This window comes from Streptomyces kryoterrae (assembly GCF_054072135.1).
Genome location: NZ_CM133358.1, coordinates 3838126 through 3851752, shown reverse-complemented (window position 1 = coordinate 3851752; position 13627 = coordinate 3838126). Strand labels below are relative to the sequence as shown.

Below are 13627 nucleotides of genomic sequence, written 5' to 3'. Positions count from 1 at the left end.
CCGACCCTGATGCCCGGGCCCGCCGGGCGTGTGAACATCGATGGCATGCCGGATGCCGCAGCGTTGCCACTCGTCGAACCGCGGCCCCCGCGCAAGCTCTACCGCAGCAGCGACGGACGCTGGCTCGGAGGCGTGGCGCGAGGGCTCGCCGGGCATCTCGGGCTGCCTGTGGTCTGGCTGCGCCTCATGTTCGTCGGCCTGTTCATGGCGGACGGCCTCGGTGCGTTGCTGTATGCGGCCTTCTGGTTCTTCGTCCCGCTGGGCGTCGGCGGTGTGGAGGCCCAACGGCCCCCGTCCCTCGTCAGCACCGAGACCTCGCCCGACGGTCGCCGCAGACTCGTCGCCCGAAAGCCGGACAAGGGGCAGATCGTCGCCCTGCTCCTCATGGTCGTCGTGGCCATGGTCTTCGTCGGCAATGTGAATCTCGGCGGAGGCGCCAAGGCCTATCTGTTCCCGACGGTGCTCGTCGCCGCCGGCGTCGCCCTGGTCTGGCGCCAGGCGGACAACGCACGGCGGGCCCGCTGGATGGAGGTCGGCGGCCGCCGACGCACGCTCACCCTCGTCCGGGCCGCGGCCGGCGTCATGCTGGTCACGGCGGGAGTGTCCGGAGTCTTCGTCCTGCAGGGCTCCGCCGCCCACCTCGGCTCGGTCCTGCAGGCGGCGCTCGCGGTGCTGGTCGGGACAGCGCTGCTGGCCGGTCCGTATCTCGTTCGTATGACCCAGGACCTCTCCGAGGAACGCCTGATGCGTATTCGCGCCCAGGAGCGTGCGGAGGTCGCCGCCCATGTGCACGACTCGGTGCTGCACACCCTGACCCTGATCCAGCGCAACGCGGAGAGCGCGAACGAGGTGCGCCGCCTCGCCCGCGCGCAGGAACGCGAACTGCGCAACTGGCTCTACAAACCGGAGGGCACCGGCAAGGAAGAGGACGACGAACCCGGCACCCTCGCCGAGGCGGTGCGGCGCAGCGCGGCCGAGGTCGAGGACAAGCACGGTGTCCCCATAGAGGTGGTGGTCGTCGGTGACTGCCCGCTCGACGACAGAACCGGCGCACAGATGCAGGCCGCGAGGGAAGCGATGGTGAACGCCGCCAAGTACGGTGGCGAGGGCGGCGCGGTGCAGGTCTACGCCGAGGTCGAGGGCAGGACGGTCTTCGTGTCCGTCCGGGACCGCGGACCCGGATTCGACCTCGACTCCATACCCGCCGACCGCATGGGCGTCAGAGAATCGATCATCGGCCGTATGGAGCGTCACGGCGGTACGGCGCGACTGCGCGCGGTGCCGAGCGGCGGCACGGAGGTCGAGCTGGAGATGGAGAGGGCGGAGAGCACGTCATGAGCGAGGCGCACGGGGACAACAGGCAGACCGGTTCGGCCGGTTCGGCGGAGTCGAGCGGGCCGACGGCAGCCGCCGCGGCAGGACAGGCCGGCGAGTCCGCCGCCGTCGGCGGGGGCGGTGACGCGGGCGGGCGGCGGGTGCGCGTGGTGCTCGTCGACGACCACCGGATGTTCCGTACGGGTGTTCAGGCCGAGATCGGGCAGACCGAGCGGACCGGCGTCGAGGTGATCGGCGAGGCCGCCGACGTCGACCAGGCGGTCACCGTCATCACCGCCACCCGGCCCGAGGTGGTCCTCCTCGACGTCCATCTGCCGGGCGGTGGCGGTGTCGAAGTCCTGCGCCGCTGCGCCCCGTTGATGGCCGACGCGACGCGGCCGGTCCGCTTCCTGGCGCTGTCCGTCTCGGATGCCGCGGAGGACGTCATCGGCGTGATCCGCGGCGGCGCGCGGGGATACGTCACGAAGACGATCACCGGCACGGACCTCGTCGACTCGATCTTCCGCGTCCAGGACGGCGACGCGGTGTTCTCGCCGCGTCTCGCCGGGTTCGTCCTGGACGCGTTCGCGTCCACGGACGCCCCGCCGGTGGACGAGGACCTCGACCGCCTCACCCAGCGTGAGCGAGAGGTACTGAGGCTGATCGCCAGGGGCTACGCGTACAAGGAGATCGCCAAGCAGCTCTTCATCTCCGTGAAGACGGTGGAGTCGCATGTGTCGGCAGTGCTCAGGAAGCTCCAGCTGTCGAACCGGCACGAGCTGACGCGGTGGGCCACGGCACGGCGCCTCGTCTAGGCGGGCCCGCCTGTCCTCACACCACCCTCGTGGCTCCCGCGAACGGCATCTGGTCCAGAGGTGCCACCCGTACCGGCGCCGACGGGTTCGGAGCGTGGATCATCTGGCCGTGGCCCACGTAGATGCCCACATGGCTGATGCCCGAGTAGAAGAACACCAGGTCGCCGGGGCGGAGTTCGGACTGCGAGACACGCTGACCGGCGTCGATCTGGGCGTAGGTGGTGCGGGGCAGGGAGATGCCCGCGGAGCGGTACGCGGCCTGGATGAGGCCCGAGCAGTCGAAGGCGTCCGGGCCGGTGGCGCCCCAGACATAGGGGCTGCCGAGCTTCTGGTAGGCGTAGGAAACGGCAGCCGCCGCACGCGAGTTGGGCGCCTGGGCCACTCCGGAGGTTCCGGAGACCCCGGAAGCACCGGACGCTCCAGCGGCGCCGGTTGCGCCCAGCGCGCCGAGCCCCTCCCGGGCGCCCTCCGACGACCGTGAGGCATGCGCCCCACCCCAGGCTCCGCCGCCACTGGCGTCCGCCGCCGTGATTCGGGCGCGTTCCTCGGTGGTGAGGCGGGACAGCAGTCGGCGGGCCTCACCCAGCTTTCCCGTCACGGTCTTCTTGTGGCGGTTCAGCTCGGCCTGGCGGGCCTTGAGGGAGGTCAGTTCGACATGGGCGGCTCCGCGCAGCTGTTCGATCTCGCGCAGCTGTTCGCGTACCCGGGCCACGTTCGACGCCTGTCTGCTGCCCGCCCGTTCGGCGAACGCGGCGCCGTCCAGATAGCCGTCGGGGTCCTCGGAGAGGGCGAGTTGCAGTGCGGGGTCGAGCCCGCCGGAGCGGTACTGTGCCGCGGCCATCGAACCCAGCGCCTCCCGCGCCGAGTTGAGCCGTTCCTCCCTGCGCGCCGCCTCGTCCCGCAGGGTGCCCAGCCGCCGCTCCGCCCGATCGGCCTTCTCCTTCGAACCGTTGTACTTCTCGGTGGCGACCTCCGCCTCCTCGTACAGCTTGTGCACCTTGGCCTCGACCTGCGCGGAGGTCAGCTGTGGCTCGGCGTACCCGATGCCGTCGAAGCCGGTCGCCGTCGCCGCGCCCGCGAGGGCGATCGTCGCGGCGGTGCGGGCCGTATTGCCGTTGAGCGAGCGCTGTCGGGGCTTGCGGTGCGCTGCCACCGGGGTGTCACGTCCTTTCGTACGACCGCCACTACGACTACCGCCGGAGGACTGCCTGGGAAGCGGACCCAGGAGGGCGGTTGCGCGTCCGGCGACGGCTCGCACAGGGGGAGCGGTCCGCCGCCGGACTTTCTCGGCGGTGGTGTCCGACTGCCGCCCCTGGCCCGGGCGGCGGTGGGGAGCCGGGCACCTGGTGGAGGACGCTAAACCTGAGTGGGGAGGGGGGTAACGCCATGTACGGAACTGGCTTGAGCCGATCACCGGGTGACCGCATGCGACCGTGATCCGGTTCCGGCGCCGCCGACTTCACGCAGACGGCTGACCGATGCCGGGGTTCAGGGGGCACGTGAGGGTGACACGGTGCTATGGGGTGCATATATGCGAGGTCTCAGGGCGCCGCGCATACGCCTCGCGAACGCCGTACACCCGGCCCGGTGTCGTACGGCGTGTGCGCCGCTGACTAGGCTCCGGGCTCATGGACGTACTCATCCATCTCGTCGTCGGCCTGCACATCATCGGCATCGCCTCGCTCCTGGGCGGTTTTCTCACCCAGCTGAAGGCGATGGGGCAGGGCACGGCCCGCTTCGTGCCCGCGATGCTGCACGGCGCGTTCACCATGCTGGTCACGGGTGTCGCCCTGGTGGGTCTCAACCAGGCCGACGACCAGCCGGTCAACAACGTCAAGATCGCTGTGAAGCTGGCCCTGCTGATCGTGATCCTCGGCCTCGTCTACGTGCAGCGGGACGACGAGACCGTGGACAAGCGGCTGTTCGGCCTGGTGGGCCTGTTCACCATCGCGAACATCTTCATCGCCGTGCTCTGGACCTGACCCGACCTGACCCGACCTGACCTGGCCCGACCCGACCTTCCGTCCGCTGTGCGTCAGGCCGGGCGCACCACGCTGTGGATCGTCGACTCGCCGTCGTAGAAGATCGACTCCTCACGGACGTACGCACCCGGTTTCGGGGCGTGGATCATCATGCCGTTGCCGATGTACAGGCCGACGCGGCTGATGTCGTCGCAGAAGAAGACCAGGTCACCGGGCTGGATATGGGAGAAGGAGACCGTCGTGCCCGCGTTCGCCTGGTCGTAGGTGGTGCGCGGGAGGGTCACTCCGGCGGCCCGCCAGGCGGCCTGGGTGAGGCTGGAGCAGTCGTACGAGTCCGGACCCGTCGCACCCCAGACATACGGCTTGCCGACCTGTGCGCGTGCGAAGGTCAGGGCCTTCTCGGCCTTGGTGGCGTACGAGGAGTCGGGGACTGTCGTCGTCGACGTGCCCGAGGCGCTGCTGCCTGTCGGCCGCTGCGTGGTCGCTGCTGCTTCCGGCTGGCGTCGCTGCTCCGCCGCCTGTCGCTGTTCGGCGAGTTCCTGTGCCTGGCGGAGGGCCTTGGCCTGCTTCTCCCGTTCGATCGCCGCGAGTCGCAGCCTCTCCTCGGCGGTGAGGCGGGAGAGCAGCCGGCGGGCCTGCACGAGCTTCGTCTGGACGGCGGTCTTGGTCGTCTGCAGTTCGTCCTGGGACTCCGTGAGCGACTCGAGGCTCACGGTGGCCTCCCGGTGTTTCCGCGTCGTCTCGGCCTGCTGCGTGGTGTAGTCGTCGACAGCGTCCTTCTGGCGGGCGGTCAGGCGGTCCATCGGCTGGTTCTGGTCGAAGTGGTCCTGCGGGTCGTCCGCGAGCAGGAACGTCGTGGTCGTGTCGGGGGTGACGGATCCGGTGCGGTACCGGGCAGTGGCGAAGGAACCCAGCTCCGCGCGCGCGTCGTTGAGCTTCTGGGTGCGCCGGGCCACGTTGTCCAACAGGGCGTCGACGCGCCCCTGCTGCTTGGAGGTCGTCTCCTTGGCGGCGTTGTACTCGTCGGTGGCCGTCTCGGCCTGGCGGTACAGGTCGCCGATCTTCGCCTCGACCTCCTCCATGCTCGGCTTGTCGTCGGAGGAAGGCGTCGGGGGTGTGGCGGGCGCCGTGGGTGCGGCGTCGGCGGTCTGGGACAGCAGGGCAACGGAGGTCAGGGCCGCCGTGGCGAGGGCGGGGGTCCGTGTGCCTGCCGCGCGCGTTCCCGTAGGACGCGACTTGCGGTGCGACGACGCCAAGGGAGGCGACTCCTTCCACGTTCCGCCTACCGGGTTAGCTGTCGGGTTCGGGCGGGTGGTTCGGAAGGATTGCCCTACGGTCCGTGCCCTGGACGGCGGTCGGACCGATTCACCCCAGGTTTTCGGTGGGTCCCCGGCTCCTGCCGCCCAGGGCGGCACGATCGGACTCGGCGGAGGCCGCGCGGCCCGGCGATGTTCGCCGGTGGGGGTCGAGCGGCCTTACGGCACGCTAACCAACAGGTGTGGCTCCTGTGAAGGTTGATGACCGCTATGCCCGATACGTATGTGTGACCTCGGTCCTAGACATGGCTCTATGTGATCAATCAGAAGGAGTCTGATGTGTTAGCTGGTGAATTGTGGATTGCACCCCGTTTCATGACCACTGTCCGTGCGGACCCGGTCGTCCGGTGCGGATTCCGGGGGATGTTTTCGGGGTGGGGGCGGGCTGTCAGTGGGGAGGCCTAGACTCGGAGAGCGATGAGCAACCTCTTTGACGACAGCTTCCTGGCGGACCTCCAGGGCCCTCGGGCCCACGAGGAGGAGCCCCCGCCGCCGCCCGAGGACGAGCATGAGCCGGAACCCTTTCCGGACGACCTGTTCGGCGGGAAGTTCGACGCGCCGCCGGACCGGGACGCGTACTACCGCGGCGGCGCCCCGCGCCCGGTGGTGGACCCGGCCGCGCTCCTGGACGGGCTGAACGAGAACCAGCGCGCGGCCGTCGTGCACGCCGACACCCCTCTGCTCATCGTGGCGGGCGCCGGCTCCGGCAAGACACGTGTGCTCACCCACCGCATCGCGTATCTGCTCGGCGAGCGGGGCGTCCACCCCGGCCAGATCCTCGCGATCACCTTCACCAACAAGGCCGCCGGCGAGATGAAGGAGCGCGTCGAGCATCTCGTCGGCCCGCGCGCGAACGCGATGTGGGTGATGACGTTCCACAGCGCGTGCGTGCGGATTCTCCGGCGGGAGAGCAAGAGACTCGGTTTCACCTCCTCCTTCTCCATCTACGACGCCGCCGACAGCAAGCGGCTGATGGCGCTCGTCTGCCGCGATCTGGACCTGGACCCCAAGCGCTTCCCGCCCAAGTCCTTCAGCGCGAAGATCTCCAACCTGAAGAACGAGCTGATCGACGAGGAGGACTTCGCCGCCCAGGCGAGCGACGGTTTCGAGAAGACCCTCGCCCAGGCGTACGCGATGTACCAGTCGCGGCTGCGTGAGGCCAACGCGCTCGACTTCGACGACCTGATCATGACGACGGTCAACCTGCTGCGCGCCTTCCCGGACGTCGCCGAGCACTACCGCCGCCGCTTCCGGCACGTCCTCGTCGACGAGTACCAGGACACCAACCACGCCCAGTACGCGCTCGTACGGGAACTCGTCGGCACCGCCGAGCACACCGGCGACGACGTTGACGTACCGCCCAGCGAGCACGACCTGCCGCCCGCCGAGCTGTGCGTGGTGGGTGACGCCGACCAGTCGATCTACGCCTTCCGAGGCGCGACGATCCGCAACATCCTCCAGTTCGAGGAGGACTACGCGGACGCGACGACGATCATGCTCGAACAGAACTACCGCTCCACGCAGACGATCCTGAGCGCCGCCAACGCGGTCATCGAGCGCAACGAGTCCCGCCGCCCGAAGAACCTGTGGACCAACGCGGGCGCGGGTGCGCGCATCACCGGCTATGTCGCCGACACGGAGCACGACGAGGCGCAGTTCGTCGCCGAGGAGATAGACCGGCTGACGGACGCGGGCGACGCGAAGGCGGGCGATGTCGCCGTCTTCTACCGGACGAACGCCCAGTCCCGTGTCTTCGAGGAGATCTTCATCCGCGTCGGCCTGCCCTACAAGGTCGTCGGCGGCGTCCGCTTCTACGAGCGCAAGGAGGTCCGGGACGTCCTGGCCTACCTGCGCGTCCTCGCCAACCCGGAGGACTCGGTGCCGCTGCGCCGCATCCTCAACGTTCCCAAGCGCGGCATCGGCGACCGTGCGGAGGCGATGATCGACGCGCTGTCCCAGCGCGAGCGGATCAGCTTCCCGCAGGCGCTGAAGCGCGTGGACGAGGCGTACGGGATGGCCTCGCGGTCGACCAACGCCGTCAAGCGGTTCAACACGCTGATGGAGGACCTGCGGACGATCGTGGAGTCGGGTGCGGGCCCGGCGACCGTCCTGGAAGCCGTCCTCGAACGCACGGGCTACCTCGCCGAGTTGCAGGCGTCGACCGACCCGCAGGACGAGACCCGGATCGAGAACCTCCAGGAACTCGCCGCGGTCGCCCTGGAGTTCGAGCAGGAATCAGCGGCGGCCGAGGCAGCGGGTGAGGCGGACCAGCCCGCGGACGGCGAGCCGCCGGCCCCGACCGGGCTCGCCGCGTTCCTGGAGCGGGTCGCCCTGGTCGCCGACTCGGACCAGATCCCCGACGAGGACGACGACGGCTCGGGCGTCATCACCCTGATGACCCTGCACACCGCCAAGGGCCTTGAGTTTCCCGTGGTGTTCCTGACGGGCATGGAGGACGGCGTCTTCCCGCACATGCGTGCCCTCGGCCAGGCCAAGGAACTGGAGGAGGAGCGGCGGCTCGCGTACGTCGGCATCACGCGCGCGCGTGAACGCCTGTATCTGACGCGATCGTCGCTGCGCAGTGCGTGGGGGCAGCCGTCGTACAACCCGCCGTCGCGTTTCCTGGAGGAGATCCCGGCGGCCCATCTGGACTGGAAGCGCACGGGCGCGATGGCTCCGGCGACGTCTTCGGGGCCGGCCTCCGGGGTTGCGTCCTCGCTGTCGTCCTCGCGCTCACGCTCCGCGGCCTCGGGCGCGTCCGGCTTCGCCACACGTCGCGGCGGTGTCGAGAAGCCGGTCGTCGCGCTGGCGGTGGGGGACAGGGTCACGCACGACCAGTTCGGGCTGGGCACCGTGGTGGGTGTCAACGGCACGGGCTCGAACGCCGAGGCGACGGTCGACTTCGGCGAGGACAAGCCGAAGCGGCTGCTGCTGCGGTACGCGCCGGTGGAGAAGCTTTAGCGCTCCGCCGGCAGCGCGGGAATCACCCTGCGGGCCGGTGGGGGCTGTTCGCGCAGTTGCCCGCGCCCCCTGTACGGGGCGCGCGTGGGCTACGTCGGGTCGAGGCCGTGGCTGCGCAGCCACGGGAGTGGGTCGATCGCCGAGCCGCCGGCGGGCCGTACCTCGAAGTGCAGGTGCGGGCCGGTCGAGTTGCCGGAGTTCCCGGAGTACGCGATGGGGTCGCCGGCCTTGACCGTCGTACCGGACGCGACCTGGTAGCTGGAGAGGTGGCAGTACCAGGTCTCCGTGCCGTCCTTGTCCGTCACGATCATCATGTTGCCGTATGCGCTGTTCCACTGCGTCCGGACGGTGCCGTCGGTAGCGGCCATCACCGTCGTGCCGTACGAGACGGGAAAGTCGATCCCGGTGTGTACGGACATCCAGTTGATGCCGGCCTGGCCGAAGTAGGCGCTGAGGCCGCGCTGTTCGACCGGGAGGGCGTACTTCGGGCGCAGTCGCTCCCTGCGGGCGGCTTCCGCCGCGGCTGCCTTCTTGTCGGCGAGCTGCTGAGCCTTGAGGTCGATACGTTCCTGCGTCCGGCTGGCCCGGTCGGCGAAGTCGTCGGCGCCCGCCGAGAGGCTCTCCAGCTGGGAGTCCAGCTTGTTGTTCGCGGTGGACGGCTTCACGGCGACACCGTCCGACGCCGACGTCACCGTGTTCTGCTCGCTGTCACCACTCATCCCGCCCACGGAGGCGGCGGCGATACCCGCGACCCCCATCACACACGCGGACGGAACGGCGATGGTCAGCAGGGCGGAACGTTTGGCCGGGGTACGCCGCCTGGACCGGCCCGCGTTGCGCGCCGCCGTACGGGACGCCGCGCGTCCGACTCCGGGTACCGCGCCCGGAGCGACCTCTTCCTGGCCGTCGAGCAACGGGGCCTCGGCGGGCAGCTCGCCATCGGTGAAGGGGTCCGACTCGTCGTGGGCGAGGGCGTGTTGGTCGTACTCCGGTGCGTCCGCCACGTCCGTGATCTGCTCGAACAGCGCGGTGGCCTGCTGGTCGTACTCGTGGTCATGCGCGTGGTCGTACTCGGAGGACGGGGCGGGAGTGCCCTCCGAGCCGCTGTCCGAGTTCCACTGGGTGGCGTCGTACACACCGGAGTCGAAGGCCTGCGTGCCCCATTCCCACTGCTGGGTCTGGTTGGCCGGGCCGGCCTGCTCGGGCTGGAGCCAGGCGTTCGCGTCCCACTGACCGCTGGTGTCACCGCCGGGAGGCGGTGTCTGCGCGGGGATGCCGGCGAGCTGCTGGTAGTCGGGCGTCCAGGTGGAGGTGTCGTACGCCCCGGTGTCGTAGGCGGCGTGGTGCTGGGCCGCATAGGGGTCGTAGTTCAGGGTCTGGTGACTACCCGTGGACCACTGGGAGTTGTCGTACGAACCGGTGGTGTCCTCGCCCGGCATGTTGCCGAAGAGCGGGTCGGTTTCGAAATTTCCGGTGCCGGTACCCGTGCCCATGCCCGCGTCGAAACCGTTGGCGAAGGTGGGGTCGTGCGTGGTGAAGTCACCGAAAGGGACTTCCTGCGTGCCGTACGACGCGTAATGAGCCGTCGCGGCATCGGAAGCCGGAGCCGGGGTGGTCATGGTCCCCGACGGGTGACGTTCGTTCACCAACTTCTCTTTCGCCTCGACAACAGGGGCTGGCAGAGCAGTGCGGCGACTGTACCCGGCGGTACGCGGGCACGACAATCTTCTGCAGGTTTCGTGCTTGCGGGAAACGGGCAATCGGCCGTGTTTCGGGGGACTGCGGGCACGGGTTTGGCCTGGCGTTCGAAGAGTGTTCGAATTCCGGAGGCTGTTCGGCAGTTCTGACCCGCCTGTGGGTGGCGTTCGGGACAGGGTTCACGCCACGGTCAGTCCGCCGACTCGGACGTGGTCGTTCTGCCGCACGGCGGTGAGGGCGTGGTCGCTCTCGTCCAGGGCCTGCCGTATCCCGGTCGCGACGGCGGGGTGCACGGGCAGGGCGAGGTGGCCGATACCGGTGACCTGCACGTTCTGCGCCAACAGGTCCGGGTGATCGATGCAGGCCGTCTCCGGCTGGTCCATCAGCTGGTCCAGATCGCTCCAGAAGCTGACGAAGCGCGTACGGCAGTCCGGCGCGGGGAGGCGTAGTTCCTCGATGAGCTCCGATCCGGGCCGCATCTGGCGGACGATCGGGTGCGCGTCGGCCAGCGGGACGACCCGGGTGCCGGAGTGCGGGGTGCCGAGGGTGACGAGCGTACGGACGCGGAGGTCACCGCCGAGGCGCTGCACGTAGTAGCGCGCGATCAGACCGCCCAGGCTGTGCCCGACGATGTCCACCCGCGGCTGGCCCGTGCGCCTGCATATCTCCTCTATGTGCCGGCCGAGCAGCTCGGCCGCGGTGCGGATGTCGCAGGTCAGCGGGGAGTAGTTGAGCGACTCGATCTGCTGTCGGCCGTGCTGGGCGAGGGACCGGCGCAGCAGGACGAAGACGGAGCGGTTGTCGATGAAGCCGTGGAGGAGGACGACCGGGGGCTTCGGTGCCGTCGGCAGGTGGGTGGGGGAGGTGGCGGTCGTGCGGGCGCCGGGGAGCGCGGAGGGTTCGGGGGGCGCGGGCCGGCGCTCCTGGACGATGCCGGACGGATAGAGGAGAAGATGTCCCGCCAGAATCGCGACCTCCAGGGCGGTCGCCTTGAGCAGCGCGGCGGAGAGGCCCGCCGTCAGCCTGCTGGGCAGGACGCGCTGGCAGAGTGGAAGCAGGGGCAGTGCTGCCCGGATGACCTTCATGGCCGACCTCCTGTCGGCACGCGGGAGACTTCTCTGTCCCCCGTGTGCCCTCGTGGGGGGTCGCGACGAGGGCGGTCGGTGGTGACGTCGGTGGTGGTGCACGAGTGAGGCGTGCGGCGTGTGTGACGCCAAGGGGGTGGCGAAGCTCCTTGCCGGCCGGCGACGAAGCTCCCCGCTGTCGTGCCCCTACTGCCCTTCGTGCCCTCTCCGACGCACCGCACCCCCACAGCGCGCGGCTCGCGACGCGGTGGTGCGACGACCTCGATGCGGCTCCCCTTGCGCCGGTCCCACCGGTGCGCGGCGAACGTGTCCCACCGTGTGATTTCCCCCTCGGCATCCGTCGCGAAACTGCCGGTTGGGGGATGCTTGACATAACGTTCGTTCACTTCATGGAGGCAGCGATGGGTGTGGCAGCCGGTCCGATCCGCGTGGTGGTGGCGAAGCCGGGGCTCGACGGTGACGACCGCGAAGCCGAGTTGATCTCCCGGGCGCTGCGTGACGCCGGTATGGAGGTCATCTACACCGGCCTCCACCAGACCCCCGAGCAGATCGTCGGCACCGCGATCCAGGAGGACGCCGACGTGATCGGGCTCTCCACGCTCTCTGGCGCCCACAACACGCTCTTCGCGGCTGTGGTCGACCTCCTGCGGGAGCATGACGCGGCGGACATCAAGGTGTTCGGCGGTGCGCCTGAGGCGATCACGGCTTCGGTTGCGGAGTGGGCGCGGGGTGGGCGGGGGCTGTGCGGGAGTGAGGGGGTTGTCTGAGCACCCGCAACTCATCTTCAGCTTCTCAGTTCCTCCGCCATCGCCGCGCGCAGGCGCAGGGTGCTCACGAGGCGTTGGAAGGCCTCCGCCCAGTAGCTTCCGGCGCCCGGTGACGCGTCCTCCCCTTCGTCGGGTATCGCCAGCAGGCCGTCGAGGCGGCCGGCCTCGGAGGGGTCCAGGCAGCGTTCCGCGAGGCCCATCACGCCGCTGAAGCTCCACGGATAACTCCCCGCGTCCCGCGCGATATTGAGCGCGTCGACCACGGCCCGCCCGAGTGGCGGAGCCCACGGCACCGCGCACACCCCGAGCAGTTGAAAGGCCTCGGACAGCCCGTGCGTCGCGATGAACCCCGCCACCCACTCGGCCCGTTCGGCGGAGTCCAGGGTGGCCAGCAGCTTCGCCCGCTCCGCCAGGGACACCGCCCCGGGCCCGCCGGCCTCGGGTGTCGAGGGCGCGCCGAGGAGCGCCCGGGACCAGTCGGCGTTCCGCTGCCGCACCGCCGCCCGGCACCACGCGGCGTGCAGCTCGCCCCGCCAGTCGTCGGCCACCGGCAGCGCCACGATCTCCTCCGGCGTACGTCCGCCGAGCCGCCCCGGCCACGAGCCGAGCGGGGCGGCCTCCACCAACTGGCCCAGCCACCAGGACCGTTCACCGCGCCCTGCCGGGGCCTTGGCCACGACGCCGTCGCGCTCCATGCCCGCGTCGCACTCGTGCGGCGCCTCGACGACAAGTGCGGGCTCACCCCTCGTACCGCCGCCCTCGCCGTCGGCGGTGTTCGTGTGGTCGAGCGCCACGCACGCTCCCGCGCGGACCGCCATCCGTGCGGCGAGTGCCGAATCGGGCAGCGCGGACAGCAACTCGGCAGCTGTCGCCCGGACGTTGCGGCTGCGGTCGGCCAACGCCCGCTCCAGGAACGGCTCGTCCTCGGTGTGCAGTCCCGTGCGGAGCGAGTCGAGGAACATCAGCCGGTCTTCGGCCCGCTCCGTCGGCCAGGTCGTCTCCAGCAACTCCCGGGCGGCGGCTGGCTCCCGCGTGCGTATCGCCGCGAGGAGGGTGACGCGTTCGGCGAACAGGCCCTCCTGCCAGAGCAGTTGGATCCGTTCTGTCTCCTCGGCCCCGGGCAGGGACACGCCCCCGCCCGGGGTCGAGCGCAGGGCGAACCGCCAGTCCGGGTTCAGCCGGGCAAGCCACAGCGCGCGCGGGCCCGCGAACGCCAGGGCCGCCGGGCGTAGATCCGTACGCCCCCTGGCCGCGTCCAGCAGTGCGGGCAGCGCCTGTGGAGGGGCCGCGAAACCGTGCGTGTTCGCCGCCGCGAGCCACTGGGGCAGCAGCTCCATCAGATCCGGCGTCGTACCCCGGCGACCACCTCCGCCGGAGACGCCGGGCCGGTCTGCCAGCAGGAGCGACAGTCTGCGGGCCGCCGCGGGAGGCAGCGGCGGGCGCGGGTCCGCCGCGGCGGGCTCCGGGCGCGTCGCCGCCCGGGCCGGCCGCAGCCCTGCCCGCCGCCGTACGGTCTCCACGGCCGCCGCGTCGAGCAACGCGACCGGCGCCTGACTGCCCGGCGGACAGCCCGGGGGCGTACGTCGCTCCGTGCCGAGCAGTGCCGCGGTGACCAGCTCCTCCCAGGCGTCCGCGGCCGGCGAACCCACGGGGGCGGATGCCCTGCTGCCGTTCATGAGGTTCCTTTCG

The 13627-nt window shown here is 70.5% G+C and carries 10 protein-coding genes and 1 riboswitch; of the genes, 5 read left to right on the top strand and 5 right to left on the bottom strand.

What is annotated here, in order from left to right:
* The first annotated feature begins 9 nt into the window (after positions 1–9).
* A complete protein-coding gene (locus ACW4TU_RS16345; RefSeq protein WP_457428547.1) occupies positions 10–1338 on the top strand; it encodes an ATP-binding protein in 1329 nt (442 codons plus the stop codon).
* Positions 1335–2129, top strand: a complete 795-nt coding sequence (locus ACW4TU_RS16340) for a LuxR C-terminal-related transcriptional regulator (RefSeq protein ID WP_457428546.1) — start codon at positions 1335–1337, stop codon at positions 2127–2129. The genes ACW4TU_RS16345 and ACW4TU_RS16340 overlap by 4 nt, the downstream gene beginning before the upstream one ends.
* A gap of 16 nt (positions 2130–2145) precedes the next feature.
* Here ACW4TU_RS16340 and ACW4TU_RS16335 read toward each other — a convergent pair whose 3' ends face one another.
* Positions 2146–3282: a C40 family peptidase gene (locus ACW4TU_RS16335; RefSeq protein WP_457428545.1), complete on the bottom strand. Its 1137-nt coding sequence runs from the start codon at positions 3280–3282 to the stop codon at positions 2146–2148.
* A gap of 475 nt (positions 3283–3757) precedes the next feature.
* On the opposite strand from ACW4TU_RS16335, the gene ACW4TU_RS16330 reads away from it, so the two are divergent.
* Entirely contained in the window at positions 3758–4111 is a 354-nt protein-coding gene (locus tag ACW4TU_RS16330) for a hypothetical protein (protein WP_457428544.1), read from the top strand.
* A 53-nt stretch (positions 4112–4164) separates the two neighbouring features.
* Here the strand turns inward: ACW4TU_RS16330 and ACW4TU_RS16325 are convergent, their stop codons facing one another.
* Positions 4165–5367, bottom strand: coding sequence for a C40 family peptidase (locus tag ACW4TU_RS16325; protein ID WP_457428543.1), 1203 nt, complete (start codon positions 5365–5367; stop codon positions 4165–4167).
* Between the two features lie 8 nt (positions 5368–5375).
* A riboswitch (cyclic di-AMP (ydaO/yuaA leader) is annotated at positions 5376–5550 on the bottom strand.
* A 294-nt stretch (positions 5551–5844) separates the two neighbouring features.
* Here ACW4TU_RS16325 and pcrA point away from each other — a divergent pair.
* Positions 5845–8388, top strand: coding sequence for a DNA helicase PcrA (gene pcrA / locus ACW4TU_RS16320; protein WP_457428542.1), 2544 nt, complete (start codon positions 5845–5847; stop codon positions 8386–8388).
* 89 nt (positions 8389–8477) lie between these two features.
* Here the strand turns inward: pcrA and ACW4TU_RS16315 are convergent, their stop codons facing one another.
* Positions 8478–10034, bottom strand: a complete 1557-nt coding sequence (locus ACW4TU_RS16315; RefSeq protein WP_457428541.1) for a M23 family metallopeptidase — start codon at positions 10032–10034, stop codon at positions 8478–8480.
* Between the two features lie 231 nt (positions 10035–10265).
* Positions 10266–11171, bottom strand: a complete 906-nt coding sequence (locus ACW4TU_RS16310; RefSeq protein WP_457428540.1) for a lipase family alpha/beta hydrolase — start codon at positions 11169–11171, stop codon at positions 10266–10268.
* 401 nt (positions 11172–11572) lie between these two features.
* Here ACW4TU_RS16310 and ACW4TU_RS16305 point away from each other — a divergent pair, with 401 nt between their 5' ends.
* Complete coding sequence (locus ACW4TU_RS16305; RefSeq protein ID WP_457428539.1) at positions 11573–11938, top strand: cobalamin-dependent protein; 366 nt, start codon at positions 11573–11575, stop codon at positions 11936–11938.
* A gap of 17 nt (positions 11939–11955) precedes the next feature.
* Here the strand turns inward: ACW4TU_RS16305 and ACW4TU_RS16300 are convergent, their stop codons facing one another.
* Entirely contained in the window at positions 11956–13614 is a 1659-nt protein-coding gene (locus ACW4TU_RS16300) for a DUF5691 domain-containing protein (protein ID WP_457428538.1), read from the bottom strand.
* Between the last annotated feature and the right edge of the window lie 13 nt (positions 13615–13627).

Excerpts from the sequence above, each read along its gene's own strand:
- ACW4TU_RS16345 (WP_457428547.1), top strand. The coding sequence starts at position 10 with ATGCCCGGGCCCGCCGGGCGTGTGAACATCGATGGCATGCCGGATGCC.
- ACW4TU_RS16340 (WP_457428546.1), top strand. The coding sequence starts at position 1,335 with ATGAGCGAGGCGCACGGGGACAACAGGCAGACCGGTTCGGCCGGTTCG.
- ACW4TU_RS16330 (WP_457428544.1), top strand. The coding sequence starts at position 3,758 with ATGGACGTACTCATCCATCTCGTCGTCGGCCTGCACATCATCGGCATC.
- pcrA (WP_457428542.1), top strand. The coding sequence starts at position 5,845 with ATGAGCAACCTCTTTGACGACAGCTTCCTGGCGGACCTCCAGGGCCCT.
- ACW4TU_RS16310 (WP_457428540.1), bottom strand. The coding sequence starts at position 11,171 with ATGAAGGTCATCCGGGCAGCACTGCCCCTGCTTCCACTCTGCCAGCGC.
- ACW4TU_RS16305 (WP_457428539.1), top strand. The coding sequence starts at position 11,573 with ATGGGTGTGGCAGCCGGTCCGATCCGCGTGGTGGTGGCGAAGCCGGGG.
- ACW4TU_RS16300 (WP_457428538.1), bottom strand. The coding sequence starts at position 13,614 with ATGAACGGCAGCAGGGCATCCGCCCCCGTGGGTTCGCCGGCCGCGGAC.